Annotated in this window: 12 protein-coding genes and 4 tRNA genes; all 16 read right to left on the bottom strand. The window is 65.2% G+C overall.

Annotated features, from left to right (window positions below; all coding sequences use genetic code 11):
- Nucleotides 1–10 precede the first annotated feature (10 nt).
- Nucleotides 11–4,183 (bottom strand): DNA-directed RNA polymerase subunit beta, encoded by a 4,173-nt coding sequence (gene rpoB / locus LF41_RS06850; protein ID WP_036167780.1) that lies wholly within the window; start codon nt 4,181–4,183, stop codon nt 11–13.
- 219 nt (nt 4,184–4,402) lie between these two features.
- A complete protein-coding gene (gene rplL / locus LF41_RS06855; protein ID WP_036167784.1) occupies nt 4,403–4,777 on the bottom strand; it encodes a 50S ribosomal protein L7/L12 in 375 nt (124 codons plus the stop codon).
- A gap of 39 nt (nt 4,778–4,816) precedes the next feature.
- The gene (rplJ, locus tag LF41_RS06860) at nt 4,817–5,347 is read right to left on the bottom strand and encodes a 50S ribosomal protein L10 (protein WP_036167786.1); all 531 of its coding nucleotides are present in this window, start codon (nt 5,345–5,347) and stop codon (nt 4,817–4,819) included.
- A gap of 335 nt (nt 5,348–5,682) precedes the next feature.
- Nucleotides 5,683–6,381 (bottom strand): 50S ribosomal protein L1, encoded by a 699-nt coding sequence (gene rplA, locus LF41_RS06865; protein ID WP_036167789.1) that lies wholly within the window; start codon nt 6,379–6,381, stop codon nt 5,683–5,685.
- A gap of 3 nt (nt 6,382–6,384) precedes the next feature.
- A complete protein-coding gene (gene rplK, locus LF41_RS06870) occupies nt 6,385–6,813 on the bottom strand; it encodes a 50S ribosomal protein L11 (RefSeq protein ID WP_036167791.1) in 429 nt (142 codons plus the stop codon).
- 96 nt (nt 6,814–6,909) lie between these two features.
- Complete coding sequence (gene nusG, locus LF41_RS06875; RefSeq protein ID WP_036167793.1) at nt 6,910–7,482, bottom strand: transcription termination/antitermination protein NusG; 573 nt, start codon at nt 7,480–7,482, stop codon at nt 6,910–6,912.
- A gap of 13 nt (nt 7,483–7,495) precedes the next feature.
- Nucleotides 7,496–7,867, bottom strand: coding sequence for a preprotein translocase subunit SecE (secE, locus tag LF41_RS06880; protein ID WP_036167796.1), 372 nt, complete (start codon nt 7,865–7,867; stop codon nt 7,496–7,498).
- 36 nt (nt 7,868–7,903) lie between these two features.
- Nucleotides 7,904–7,979: transfer RNA gene (locus LF41_RS06885), tRNA-Trp, on the bottom strand.
- Nucleotides 7,980–8,087: 108 nt separating this feature from the next.
- Nucleotides 8,088–9,278, bottom strand: coding sequence for an elongation factor Tu (gene tuf, locus LF41_RS06890; RefSeq protein ID WP_036167768.1), 1,191 nt, complete (start codon nt 9,276–9,278; stop codon nt 8,088–8,090).
- Between the two features lie 61 nt (nt 9,279–9,339).
- Nucleotides 9,340–9,415 (bottom strand) — tRNA-Thr (locus LF41_RS06895).
- Between the two features lie 35 nt (nt 9,416–9,450).
- Nucleotides 9,451–9,524 (bottom strand) — tRNA-Gly (locus LF41_RS06900).
- A gap of 59 nt (nt 9,525–9,583) precedes the next feature.
- A tRNA-Tyr gene (locus tag LF41_RS06905) sits at nt 9,584–9,669 on the bottom strand.
- An 81-nt stretch (nt 9,670–9,750) separates the two neighbouring features.
- The gene (ychF, locus tag LF41_RS06910) at nt 9,751–10,842 is read right to left on the bottom strand and encodes a redox-regulated ATPase YchF (RefSeq protein ID WP_036167797.1); all 1,092 of its coding nucleotides are present in this window, start codon (nt 10,840–10,842) and stop codon (nt 9,751–9,753) included.
- Between the two features lie 7 nt (nt 10,843–10,849).
- Nucleotides 10,850–11,431, bottom strand: coding sequence for an aminoacyl-tRNA hydrolase (pth, locus tag LF41_RS06915; RefSeq protein ID WP_036167801.1), 582 nt, complete (start codon nt 11,429–11,431; stop codon nt 10,850–10,852).
- A 3-nt stretch (nt 11,432–11,434) separates the two neighbouring features.
- Nucleotides 11,435–12,100 carry a 50S ribosomal protein L25/general stress protein Ctc gene (locus LF41_RS06920; RefSeq protein ID WP_036167803.1) on the bottom strand — a complete coding sequence of 222 codons (666 nt, stop codon included), beginning with the start codon at nt 12,098–12,100 and terminating at the stop codon, nt 11,435–11,437.
- Nucleotides 12,101–12,159: 59 nt separating this feature from the next.
- A complete protein-coding gene (locus LF41_RS06925) occupies nt 12,160–13,119 on the bottom strand; it encodes a ribose-phosphate diphosphokinase (protein WP_036167806.1) in 960 nt (319 codons plus the stop codon).
- Nucleotides 13,120–13,139: the final 20 nt, after the last annotated feature.

Raw genomic sequence — 13,139 nt, forward strand, 5'->3', positions numbered from 1 at the left:
CGGCGGCGGCTTAACGGTGCTCTTCGAGTTCCATGTTGATCGCGAGCGAACGGATTTCCTTCACCAACACGTTGAAGGACTCCGGCATGCCCGCGACCATCTCGTGTTCGCCGTCGACGATGTTCTTGTACATCTGGTTGCGGCCCTGCACGTCGTCGGACTTCACCGTCAGCATTTCCTGCAGGGTGTAGGCCGCGCCGTAGGCTTCCAGCGCCCAGACTTCCATTTCGCCGAAGCGCTGGCCGCCGAACTGCGCCTTGCCGCCCAGCGGCTGCTGGGTGACGAGCGAGTACGGACCGGTCGAACGCGCGTGCATCTTGTCGTCGACCAGGTGGTTGAGCTTCAGCATGTGCATGTAACCCACGGTGACCGGGCGTTCGAACGCCTCGCCCGTGCGACCGTCGTGCAGCACGGTCTGTCCGCTGAGCGGCAGTTCGGCGAGTTCGAGCATGCGCTTGATCTCGGTCTCGGCTGCGCCGTCGAACACGGGGGTGGCCATCGGCACGCCGTCGACCAGGTTCTTGGCCAGGCGCAGCAGTTCCTCGTCGGTGAACTGCGCCAGGTCAACGCGCTTGCCGGCCATCGCGTCGTCGTGGTTGTAGATCTGGTCGAGGAACGTCCGCAGGTCGGCCAGCGCGGTCTGCGCCTTGAGCATGCGGTCGATCTTCTGGCCCAGGCCCTTCGCGGCCCAGCCCAGGTGCGTCTCGAGGATCTGGCCGATGTTCATACGGCTCGGCACGCCCAGCGGGTTGAGCACGATGTCGACGGACGAACCGTCGGCCATGTACGGCATGTCCTCGACCGGCACGATCGTCGACACGACACCCTTGTTGCCGTGGCGGCCGGCCATCTTGTCGCCCGGCTGGATGCGGCGCTTCACCGCGAGGAACACCTTCACCATCTTGAGCACGCCCGGGGCGAGGTCGTCACCCTGCGTGATCTTGCCGCGCTTGTCGGCGAAGCGGCGCTCGAATTCCTTCTCGTGCGCGTCGATCTGCTTCGAGGCGCGTTCGATGGCGTCGTTGGCGTCGTCGTCCTTCATGCGCAGCTGGAACCACTCGGCCTTCTTCAGGCTGTCGAGGTATTCGCTGGTGATCGCGTCGCCCTTCTTGAGGTTCGGACCGCCGTTGGCGACCTTGCCTTCGAGCTGCGAACGCAGGCGCGCGTAGATCGCACCTTCGAGGATGCGGAACTGGTCGTCGAAGTCCTTCTTGACGCGACGGATTTCCGATTCCTCGATCTGGCGCGCGCGCTTGTCCTTCTCGATGCCGTCGCGGGTGAAGACCTGCACGTCGATGACGGTGCCGTCCATGCCCGGCGGAACGCGGAGCGAGCTGTCCTTCACGTCCGAGGCCTTCTCGCCGAAGATCGCGCGGAGGAGCTTCTCTTCCGGCGTCAGTTGCGATTCGCCCTTCGGCGTGACCTTGCCGACCATGATGTCGCCGGCGCGGACTTCGGCGCCGATGTACACCACGCCCGATTCGTCGAGGCGGTTGAGCGCCTGTTCCGAAACATTCGGGATGTCGGCGGAGATTTCCTCCGGACCGAGCTTGGTGTCGCGCGCGACGCAGGTCAGCTCTTCGATGTGGATCGTCGTGTAGCGATCCTCTTCCACCACGCGCTCGGAGAGCAGGATGGAGTCTTCGAAGTTGTAGCCGTTCCACGGCATGAACGCGACCAGCATGTTCTGGCCGAGCGCGAGCTCGCCGATGTCGGTCGAGGGACCGTCGGCCAGCACGTCGCCGCGTTCGACGCGGTCGCCCACGTTCACGAGCGGGGTCTGGTTGATGCAGGTGTTCTGGTTGGAACGCGTGTACTTGATCAGCGTGTAGATATCGACGCCGGCATCGGTTTCGCCGACGATTTCCTTCTCGTTGATCTTCACCACGATGCGGCCGGCGTCGATCTGCACGATCACGCCACCGCGGCGCGCGTTCACCGTCACGCCCGAGTCGCGCGCAACCGCACGCTCGATGCCGGTGCCGACGAGCGGCTTCTGCGACTTCAGCGTCGGCACGGCCTGGCGCTGCATGTTCGCGCCCATCAGCGCGCGGTTGGCGTCGTCGTGCTCGAGGAACGGCACGAGCGCGGCCGCGACCGACACGGTCTGCATCGGCGAGACGTCCATGAAGTGGATCTCGCTCGGCGGCTTGAGCAGCGACTCGCCCTGGTAACGGCAGGCGACGAACTGGGCGGTGATCGTGCCCTTGTCGTCCTGCGGCGCGTTGGCCTGCGCGATCACGTACTCGTTCTCTTCGATCGCCGACAGGTATTCGACGTCGTCGGTGACCTTGCCGTCGACGACCTTGCGGTACGGCGTCTCGAGGAAGCCGTAACGGTTGGTGCGCGCGAACACGGCGAGCGAGTTGATCAGGCCGATGTTCGGGCCTTCAGGGGTTTCGATGGTGCACACGCGGCCGTAGTGCGTCGGATGCACGTCGCGCACTTCGAAGCCCGCGCGTTCGCGCGTCAGGCCGCCCGGACCCAGCGCCGAGACGCGACGCTTGTGCGTCACTTCCGACAGCGGGTTGTTCTGGTCCATGAACTGCGAGAGCTGCGAGGAACCGAAGAATTCCTTGATCGCGGCGGCCACCGGCTTGGCGTTGATCAGTTCCTGCGGCGTCAGGCCTTCGGACTCGGCCATCGACAGGCGTTCCTTGACGGCGCGCTCGACGCGCACCAGGCCCACGCGGAACACGTTCTCGGCCATTTCGCCGACCGAACGCACGCGACGGTTGCCCAGGTGGTCGATGTCGTCCACCACGCCACGGCCGTTGCGGATTTCCGTCAGCACGCGGATGACGTCGAGGATGTCGGACGTATCGCCCTGCGCGGCGACGAGGCGCTGCGCTTCTTCATCCTTGCCGTTCTTGTAGTCGCCGAAGTACTTGCGGTCGTACAGCACCGACGGACCGAGCACGTCCTTGCGGCCGATGCGACGGTTGAACTTCATGCGGCCCACGCCCGAGACGTCGTAACGCTCGAAGGTGAAGAACAGGTTGTGGAACAGGTTCTCGGCGGCGTCCTTGGTCGGCGGTTCGCCCGGACGCATCATGCGGTAGATCTCGACCAGCGCTTCGAGCTTGGTCTTGGTGCCGTCGATGCGCAGGGTGTTCGACAGGTACGGGCCGCGGTCGAGGTCGTTGACCCAGATCGTGCCGACCGAATCGATGCCCGACTTGCGGAACTTCGCCAGGTGGTCTTCGTTGATCTCGTCGTTGGCCGAGGCGAGCAGCTCGCCCGTCTTCGCGTCGACGACGTCGTGCGCGAGGATGTTGCCGACGAGGTAGGCGTCCGGCACGGCCAGCGCGGCGATGCCCGACTGCTCGAGCTGCTTGACGTGGCGCGCGGTGATGCGCTTGCCGGCTTCGACGATCACGCGATCGCCGTCGGCCAGGTCGAACTCCAGCGTTTCGCCGCGCAGGCGCTCGGCGACGAGCTCCAGCTGCACGCCTTCGGGTTCGATGTGGAAGGTGTTGATGTCGAAGAACGCGCGGAGCATTTCTTCGTTGTTGTAGCCGAGCGCGCGCAGCAGCACGGAGACCGGCAGCTTGCGGCGGCGGTCGATGCGGGTGAACAGCGCGTCCTTGGGATCGAACTCGAAGTCGAGCCACGAACCGCGGTAAGGAATGATGCGCGCGGAGTACAGCAGCTTGCCCGAGCTGTGCGTCTTGCCGCGGTCGTGGTCGAAGAACACGCCCGGCGAACGGTGCAGCTGCGAGACGATGACGCGCTCGGTGCCGTTGACGATGAAGGTGCCGTTTTCGGTCATGAGCGGGATCTCGCCCATGTAGACCTCCTGCTCCTTCACGTACTTGATGGCCTTGGTCGACGACTCGCGGTCGTAGATCACCAGGCGCACGGTGACGCGTAGCGGCGCGCCGTACGACAGGCCGCGGTTGCGGCATTCGCGCTCGTCGAACGCCGGGTCGCCGAGGCGGTAGCCGACGTATTCGAGCGCGGCGTTGCCGCTGTAGGAGGAAATCGGGAACACGGACTTCAGGGCGGCATGCAGGCCCTTGTCGCCGCGCGCGTTCATTTCGGCGTGTTCCTGCAGGAACTCGCGGTAGGAATCGACCTGGATCGCCAGGAGGAACGGCACCTCGAGGATCGAACGGCGCTTGCCGAAGTCCTTGCGGATGCGCTTCTTCTCGGTGAACGAATATTGGGTGGACGCAGTCATGTGGCTACTCGCCTCTGATGTCGGCCGCGCGTGGCGGGCCGGGGGGAACGTCAAATTGCCAGTTGGGAGTCGCTGGTATTGCCGGCACCAGCACGCCTTCTCCCGCTACTTCCAACTGTCAACTCGGTGAATTGGTGTTGCCTTTGGAACGGCCAAAGGCCGGGGACTTTCGTCCCCAGCCTTGGGTGGTCGCCAATGTCACCGGCGACGCAATTGCGATTACTTGACTTCGACGGACGCGCCAGCGGCCTCGAGTTCCTTCTTGAACTTCTCGGACTCGTCCTTCGACACCGCTTCCTTGACGGTCTGCGGGGCGCCTTCGACGAGGTCCTTCGCTTCCTTCAGGCCCAGGCCGGTGATGGCGCGGACGGCCTTGATGACTTCGACCTTCTTCTCGCCGGCGGCCTTCAGGACGACGGTGAATTCGGTCTGCTCTTCGACCGGGGCGGCAGCGGCGGCCGGGCCGGCAGCGGCCATGACCGGGGCGGCGGCGGAAACGCCGAACTTCTCTTCGATGGCCTTGACCAGCTCCATCACTTCCATCAGCGACTTGGCGGCGATGGCGTCAACGATCTGCTCGTTGGAAAGGGACATGGTGATTACCTCTGGATATTTGAATGGTTGATTCGGAAATCAGGCAGTTTCGGCAGCCGGGGCTTCCGCGGACGCTTCGCCGCCACCCTGCTTGTCGGCCACGGCCTTGACGGCGCGGGCGAACATCGCAGCGGGCTCGGCGAGCACGCGGGCGAGCATGGCAAGCGCCTGCTCACGGGTCGGCAGCGAAGCCAGGACCTCGACGTGCGCGGCCGGAAGCAACTTGCCTTCCACCGACACGACGCGAGCCTTCAGCTTGTCGTTCCCCTTGGCGAACTCCTTGATGAGGCGACCGGCAGCGCCGGGTTCCTCCGTCGAGAACGCATACAGCAGCGGACCGGTCAGGGCGTCCTTGACGACCTCGAACTCGGTGCCGACGACGGCGCGCGACGCGAGCGTGTTCTTGACGACTTTCAAGTACACGCCGGTTTCGCGGGCCTTCTTGCGCATCGCCGTCATCTGACTGACGGTGATGCCTGCGTATTCGGCTGCGACCAGGGAGTGAGCCTTCGAGGCCACGTCTGCCAGCTCGGCGACAACTTCCTGCTTCTGGGACAGATTGAGAGCCATTGACACTCCTCCAATTGAACTCCGCGCCCGGCTCCTGCCGTTTGCGGTCCTCGAGCGACGCCTTCCATTGGCGCCGGGGATGCGCGTGCATCCCGGTGGTGGCCCTTCCAGAAAACTTCCAGAGGGGGCGGCACCATCTACGCAGGCCCATTCGAGCGAATGGATTACGCGTTCCCGCCTGCCACGAAGACGACTCCATGCCGTACCGAGCTTCCTGCCCGTCTTCGCATCGCGCGGACCGCACCTGCGGTCTTTGACGGCGTCGCGCCTTGCGGCGCGATGCCCTCAAAACTTGTTGCACGCATCCGCCTCGCGACGGATGCGCTCGAATCGAATTACTTCAGCGTCAGCGTCGACTGGTCGACGATCACGCCCGGGCCCATCGTCGAGCTGAGCGAGATCTTCTGCAGGTACTGGCCCTTGGCCGTCGACGGCTTGGCCTTGATCAGGTCGAGCAGCAGCGCGGTGAGGTTGCCCTTCAGCGCTTCGGCTTCGAAGCTGGCCTTGCCGATCGTGCAGTGGATGATGCCGGCCTTGTCGGTGCGGTAACGCACCTGGCCCGCCTTCGCATTGCGCACGGCTTCGGCCGGGTTCGGCGAAACGGTGCCGACCTTCGGGTTCGGCATCAGGCCGCGCGGACCGAGCACCTGGCCGAGCTTGCCGACCACTCGCATCGCATCCGGCGTCGCGATGACGACGTCGTAGTTCAGGTCGCCGTTCTGCATCGCTTCGGCGAGGTCGTCCATGCCGACGGCCTCGGCGCCAGCGGCGCGGGCTTCATCGGCCTTGGCGCCGGCCGGGGCGAACACCGCCACGCGCACCGACTTGCCGGTACCGGCCGGCAGCACGGTGGAACCGCGCACCTGCTGGTCGGACTTCTTCGCGTCCACGCCCAGGCGCACGGCGACGTCGATCGCTTCGACGAACTTCGCCTTCGTGCCGGACTGGAGGATCTTCAGGGCTTCGTCGATCGCGTAGGCCTTGCCCGGCTCGACCGCATTCTTGATTGCTTTCTGTCGCTTGGTCATCGCCATGACTTAACCCTCCACCACCAGACCCATGGAACGGGCGGAGCCCGCAATCGTGCGCACCGCGGCTTCCAGGTCGGCAGCCGTCAGGTCGGGTTCCTTCGCCTTCGCGATTTCCTCGACCTGCTTGCGCGTGACCTTGCCCACCTTTTCGGTGTTCGGGCGCTTCGAACCGGACTGGATGCCCGCGGCCTTCTTCAGCAGGATCGACGCCGGCGGCGTCTTCGTGATGAAGGTGAAGGTGCGGTCCGAGTACGCGGTGATGACCACCGGAATCGGCAGGCCCGGCTCGAGCTTCTGCGTGGCGGCATTGAACGCCTTGCAGAATTCCATGATGTTCAGGCCGCGCTGGCCGAGGGCGGGGCCCACGGGCGGCGACGGGTTGGCCTGGCCGGCCTTGACCTGCAGCTTGATGTAACCGACGACTTTCTTTGCCATTGCTTTGCTCCTGCGAGTGCTGGCGCCTTATCGGCTCCTCGCGTTACATGACGAAGCGAACCACTCGCTCCGTCGAATTTCCCGGGCCTGCTTTCGTCAGGCCTTCTCGACCTGGCCGAATTCCAGTTCCACCGGAGTGGAACGGCCGAAGATCAGCACTGCGACGCGCAGGCGGCTCTTCTCGTAATTGACTTCTTCCACGACGCCGTTGAAGTCGTTGAAGGGGCCGTCGGTGACGCGCACCATCTCGCCCGCTTCGAACAACACCTTCGGCTTCGGCTTCTCGACGCCTTCCTGCACGCGGTCGAGGATCATCGCCGCTTCCTCGTCGCGGATCGGCAGCGGGCGGTCGGCGGTGCCGCCGATGAAACCCATCACCTTCGGCGTTTCCTTCACCAGGTGCCAGCTTTCGCTGTCCATGCGCGGAATGCCGCCTTCGTCGTGCGTGGCGATCTGCACGAGCACGTAGCCCGGGAAGAACTTGCGCTCGGAACGGCGCTTCTGGCCGGAGCGCATTTCCACGACTTCTTCGGTCGGAACCAGAACGTCGCCGAAGCGGTCCTGCATGCCGGTGCGCACGATGCGGTCGCGCAGCGCCTGCGCCACCGACTTCTCGAAGCCCGAGTAGGCATGGACCACGTACCAGCGCTTGTCGACGTTCTCTTCCATCAGATCCTCTGAATCAGCTACCGAGCAGGGCTTTGACGCCCGACTGGATGATCCAGTCGAACAACGCGAGGATCAGGCTGATCACGGTGACGGCGATGACGATCATCACCGTCGCGCGGCCGGCTTCCTGGCGCGTCGGCCACACGACCTTGCGCAGCTCGAAGCGCGACTCGGTAAAGAACTCGCGCGTCTGCGCGCCCTTGCCCGAGGTCATGAACACCGCGAAACCGGCGACCAGGCCGCCGACCACGGCGAGCCAGCGCCATTGCGCATCCGGCCACCAGTAGAAGGCGAACACGCCCGCCGCCACCAGCAACACGGCCAGTGCGATCTTGACGACGTCGCCCGTCGAGGCGGCCTTCGGTTGTTCGACCTTGCTGTTCATCCGTTCTCGCCGACGCGTGATGCGATGCGCCTGAAGTGGCACGCCAGGAGGGACTCGAACCCCCAACCTGCGGTTTTGGAGACCGCTGCTCTGCCAATTGAGCTACTGGCGTACATGTGTTGAAACACGATTCCGAAAAATGGCAACGGCGGCTCGCGCCGCCACGCCGTCTTCCGACCCTCCGGGCGGCGCGGTGTTCCCCGCGCCTGCCCTTCGGTGATTACTTGACGATCTTCGCCACCACGCCGGCGCCGACCGTACGGCCGCCTTCGCGGATCGCGAAGCGCAGGCCTTCGTCCATCGCGACGGGGTTGATCAGCTCGACCACCATCTTGATGTTGTCGCCCGGCATGACCATTTCCACGCCTTCCGGCAGGGTCACGGCACCCGTGATGTCGGTCGTGCGGAAGTAGAACTGCGGGCGGTAGCCCTTGAAGAACGGCGTGTGGCGGCCGCCTTCGTCCTTCGACAGCACGTACACCTCGGCTTCGAACGTCGTGTGCGGCGTGATCGAACCCGGCTTGGCCAGCACCTGGCCGCGCTCGACGTCGTCACGCTTGGTGCCGCGCAGCAGCAGGCCGGCGTTGTCGCCCGCCTGGCCCTGGTCGAGCAGCTTGCGGAACATTTCCACGCCCGTGACCGTCGTCTTCTGCGTCGGGCGGATGCCCACGATTTCGATTTCGTCACCGACCTTGATGATGCCGCGCTCGATGCGGCCCGTGACCACCGTGCCGCGGCCCGAGATCGAGAACACGTCTTCCACCGGCATCAGGAACGGCTTGTCGATCGCGCGCTCCGGCTCCGGGATGAACGAGTCCAGCGCATCCACCAGCGCCAGGATCGACGGCACGCCGATTTCCGACTGGTCGCCTTCCAGCGCCAGGCGCGCCGAACCCTTGATGATCGGGGTGTCGTCGCCCGGGAAGTCGTACTTGGTCAGCAGCTCGCGCACTTCCATCTCGACCAGCTCGAGCAGCTCGGCGTCGTCGACCATGTCGGCCTTGTTGAGGAACACCACGATGTACGGCACGCCGACCTGGCGCGACAGCAGGATGTGCTCGCGCGTCTGCGGCATCGGGCCGTCGGCCGCCGAGCACACCAGGATCGCGCCATCCATCTGCGCCGCACCCGTGATCATGTTCTTGACGTAGTCCGCGTGGCCCGGGCAGTCGACGTGCGCGTAGTGGCGCTTGGCCGATTCGTATTCCACGTGCGCCGTCGAGATCGTGATGCCGCGCGCCTTCTCTTCCGGCGCCGCGTCGATGGCGTCGTACGCCTTGAACTCGCCGCCGAAACGTTCCGCGCCCACCTTCGTCAGCGCCGCCGTCAGCGTCGTCTTGCCGTGGTCGACGTGACCGATCGTGCCCACGTTCACGTGGGGCTTGGTGCGCTCGAACTTACCCTTGGCCATGGCTTTATCTCGTGGATACGGTGGTGGACGACGGTGTGGCGGGTGGAACGGTGTTGCGATGTGGTGCTCACGACTGGAATCGAACCAGCGACCTCCTCCTTACCAAGGAGGTGCTCTACCGACTGAGCTACGTGAGCGTGTCTTGCAGCAAGCGTTTCGTCGCGGCGTTCAATGGAGCGGGAGACGGGAATCGAACCCGCACCATCAGCTTGGAAGGCTGAGGTTCTACCGTTGAACTACTCCCGCGCCGGAAACTCGCTTGGGTCTTGCGCCATCGGCTGGTAAGGCCGCTGGTTTTCACGATCTGGTGGAGGGAGGTGGATTCGAACCACCGAAGGCGTAAGCCAGCAGATTTACAGTCTGCCCCCGTTGGCCGCTTGGGTATCCCTCCAAAAGAGCCCGAAATTCTGGCGTGAGCGCGGGACGAAGTCAACGCTTCGTCGACGTCATCTGAACGATCCGGGCAAATCGGTCAGACGTTGAAGCGGAAGTGCAGCACGTCGCCTTCCTGGACCCGGTACTCCTTGCCTTCCAGGCGCAAGCGGCCGGCGTCGCGGGCGCCCGACTCGCCCCGGTACTTGATGTAGTCGTCGTAGGCGATGGTTTCGGCGCGAATGAAGCCCTTTTCGAAGTCCGTGTGGATCACCGCGGCCGCTTGCGGGGCGGTCGAACCGGCGCGAACGGTCCACGCGCGGACTTCCTTCACGCCCGCCGTGAAGTAGGTCTGCAGGCCCAGGAGCTTGTAGGCCGCCCGGATCACGCGGTTCAGGCCCGGCTCGTCCAGGCCCAGGTCGTGCAGGAAGGTGTCGCGGTCGGCGTCGTCGAGCTGGCTCAGCTCTTCCTCGATGGCGGCCGAAACCGGCACCACTTCGGCCCCCTCGCCCACCGCGCGGGCGCGGACGGCCTCCAGGTGCGGGTTGTTCTCGAACCCGTCTTCCAGGACGTTGGCCACGTACATCACGGGCTTGAGCGTCAGCAGGAACAGGTCGCGGACCTGCGCCTTGTCCTCCTCCGACAGGCCCAGCGCGCGCGCCGGCTTGCCCGAATCCAGGCCCGTGCGCACACGCCCGAGCACCTCGGCGCGCGCCTTGGCGTCCTTGTCGCCGGTCTTGGCCGAGCGTTCGGCGCGGTTGAGGGCCTTCTCGACCGAATCCAGGTCCGCCAGCGCCAGTTCCGTATCGATGGTCTCGATGTCGGAGATCGGGTCGACCTTGCCGGTCACGTGGACGATGTCCCCGTGCTCGAAGCAGCGCACCACGTGCGTGATCGCATCGACCTCGCGGATGTGCGCGAGGAACTTGTTGCCCAGGCCTTCGCCGCTGGCCGCGCCGGCCACCAGGCCCGCGATGTCGACGAACTCGACGGCGGTCGGGATCACCTTCTGCGGCTTGACGATGTCCGACAGCGCGGTCAGGCGCGGATCGGGCACGGGTACGACGCCGACGTTCGGCTCGATCGTGCAGAAGGGGAAGTTGGCCGCGGCGATGCCCGCCTTGGTCAGCGCGTTGAACAGGGTCGACTTGCCGACGTTCGGCAGGCCGACGATGCCGCATTTGATGCCCATCGAATACTTACGCCTTTGCGGTATTGAGGCGCTTGGTGGCCTCGTTGATGTCCCCCGCGACGGCGAGCGGCAGCACGTCGGTCGCGTCTTCGATGGCGCGCAATATCGCGGCTTCGTCGTCGCGGCCGGGCTTGCCCAGCACCCACGGGGTGACCTTGTCCTTGTGGCCGGGATGGCCGATGCCGATGCGCAGGCGATGGAACTTGCCGTGGCCCAGCAGTTTCATGGTGTCGCGCAGGCCGTTCTGCCCGCCATGGCCGCCATCGAACTTCAGGCGCGCGATGCCGGGGGCAAGATCGAGTTCGTCGTGCGCCAGCAGCGCCTCTTCCGGCTCGATCTTCCAGTAGCGCAAGGCCGCCGTGACCGACTTGCCGCTGAGATTCATGTAGGTCGACGGCTTGAGCAGCCACACCTGGCGCCCGCCGATGTCGACCTTCGCGGTTTCGCCGAAGAGCTTGGACTCCACGCCGAAGCGCACGCCCAAACGCTCGGCGAGCGCGTCCACAAACCAGAACCCGGCGTTGTGCCGGGTCCGGGTGTGCTCGGGGCCGGGATTGCCCAGCCCCACGATGAGACGCAAGCCTGACAAGACTTACTTCTTCTCTTCGTCCTTCTTCGTGACCTTTGCCGCCGGCACTTCGGCCGCGACCGGCGCTTCGGTCGGCTCTTCGACTTCTTCCTTGCCGTGCTTGGCGATGACGATCGCCACGTCGTGTTCCTTGCCGAGCTTCAGCTCGGGGATCTCGACGCCCTTCGGCAGCTTGAGGTCGGAGAGGTGGACGATGTCGCCGACCGCGAGGGCCGACAGGTCGATCTCGATGAACTCCGGCAGGTCCTTCGGCAAGCAGCTCACTTCGACTTCGTTGAGCTCGTGCGTGACGACCACTTCGGCCGACTTGCCGGCCGGCGACTTGTCTTCGTTGAGGAAGTGCAGCGGCACCTGCACGCGGATCGCCTGGTTCTCGTCGACGCGCTGGAAGTCGAGATGCATGATGATCTGCTTGTACGGATGGCGCTGCATGTCGCGCAGCAGGACCTTCTGGGCCTTGCCGTCGAGTTCGAGCGTCAGGATCGACGAGTAGAACCACTCGTTCTGGCTGGCGAGCCAGGTCTTCTCGTGTTCGAGCTGGATGCTCTGCGGAGCGGCGGTGCCGCCGTAGACGATGGCCGGGATCTGCGCCGCGCGACGCAGGCGGCGGCTCGCACCCTTGCCTTCGTCCTTGCGGCCAGTGGCCGTGATCTTGTGTTCGATAGCCATGATGTTTCACTCACTGTGTTGCGATGAAGCCCCACCCGCGACCAGGTGGAGCAAGGATGTCAGTCCACGTAAAGCGAACTGACGGATTCGCCGAAGGCGATGCGGCGGATGGTTTCCGCGAGCAGCTCGGCGACGCTGAGCTGGCGGATGCGGCCGCAGGCCTTTGCAGGTTCGCTGAGCGGGATGGTGTCGGTCACCACCAGCTCGTCGAGCTGCGATTTGTTCAGGTTGTCGATCGCCGCACCCGACAGCACGGGGTGCGTGCAGTACGCGACCACCTTGGTCGCGCCCTGCGCTTTCAGCGCCGCGGCCGCCGCGCACAAGGTGCCCGCGGTGTCCACGATGTCGTCGACCAGCACGCACGTCTTGCCGTTCACGTCGCCGATGATGTTCATCACCGTGGCCACGTTGGCGCGCGGACGGCGCTTGTCGATGATGGCGAGGTCGGCGTCGTCGAGGCGCTTGGCGATCGCTCGCGCACGCACCACGCCGCCGACGTCGGGCGACACCACGATCAGGTTGTCCGTGCCGTGCGCGCGCCAGATGTCGGCGAGCAGCAGCGGCGAGGCATACACGTTGTCCACCGGCAGATCGAAGAAGCCCTGGATCTGGTCGGCGTGCAGGTCGACCGTCAACACGCGATCGGCCCCCACCGCACCGAACATCTTCGCGGCCACCTTGGCCGTGATCGGCACGCGCGCCGAACGCGGACGGCGATCCTGCCGCGCATAACCGAAGTACGGCACCACCGCGGTGACGCTGGAGACCGATGCGCGCTTGAGAGCGTCGATCAGCACCAGCAATTCCACGAGGTTTTCCGCACTCGGCGCGGACGTCGGCTGGATGACGAACGCCTCCTGCCGCCGCACGTTCTCCTCGATCTCCACCTGCACTTCGCCGTCGGAGAACTTGCTGACGAGCGCCTTGCCCATGCGCACGCCGAGCTCCTTGCACACCGCGTCGGCGAGCGGGCGGTTGGCGTTGCCGGAAAAGACCAGCAGATTGCGATCGTCTTGCATGTGGGCTCCGCTGCGCTCTG

The organism is Lysobacter dokdonensis DS-58 (assembly GCF_000770795.1).
Classification (GTDB): Bacteria; Pseudomonadota; Gammaproteobacteria; order Xanthomonadales; family Xanthomonadaceae; genus Noviluteimonas; species Noviluteimonas dokdonensis.

Excerpts from the sequence above, each read along its gene's own strand:
- nusG (WP_036167793.1), bottom strand. The coding sequence starts at position 7,482 with ATGGAAGAGAACGTCGACAAGCGCTGGTACGTGGTCCATGCCTACTCG.
- rpoB (WP_036167780.1), bottom strand. The coding sequence starts at position 4,183 with ATGACTGCGTCCACCCAATATTCGTTCACCGAGAAGAAGCGCATCCGC.
- rplK (WP_036167791.1), bottom strand. The coding sequence starts at position 6,813 with ATGGCAAAGAAAGTCGTCGGTTACATCAAGCTGCAGGTCAAGGCCGGC.
- rplA (WP_036167789.1), bottom strand. The coding sequence starts at position 6,381 with ATGGCGATGACCAAGCGACAGAAAGCAATCAAGAATGCGGTCGAGCCG.
- LF41_RS06920 (WP_036167803.1), bottom strand. The coding sequence starts at position 12,100 with ATGGCTATCGAACACAAGATCACGGCCACTGGCCGCAAGGACGAAGGC.
- ychF (WP_036167797.1), bottom strand. The coding sequence starts at position 10,842 with ATGGGCATCAAATGCGGCATCGTCGGCCTGCCGAACGTCGGCAAGTCG.
- secE (WP_036167796.1), bottom strand. The coding sequence starts at position 7,867 with ATGAACAGCAAGGTCGAACAACCGAAGGCCGCCTCGACGGGCGACGTC.
- rplL (WP_036167784.1), bottom strand. The coding sequence starts at position 4,777 with ATGTCCCTTTCCAACGAGCAGATCGTTGACGCCATCGCCGCCAAGTCG.
- rplJ (WP_036167786.1), bottom strand. The coding sequence starts at position 5,347 with ATGGCTCTCAATCTGTCCCAGAAGCAGGAAGTTGTCGCCGAGCTGGCA.
- LF41_RS06925 (WP_036167806.1), bottom strand. The coding sequence starts at position 13,119 with ATGCAAGACGATCGCAATCTGCTGGTCTTTTCCGGCAACGCCAACCGC.
- tuf (WP_036167768.1), bottom strand. The coding sequence starts at position 9,278 with ATGGCCAAGGGTAAGTTCGAGCGCACCAAGCCCCACGTGAACGTGGGC.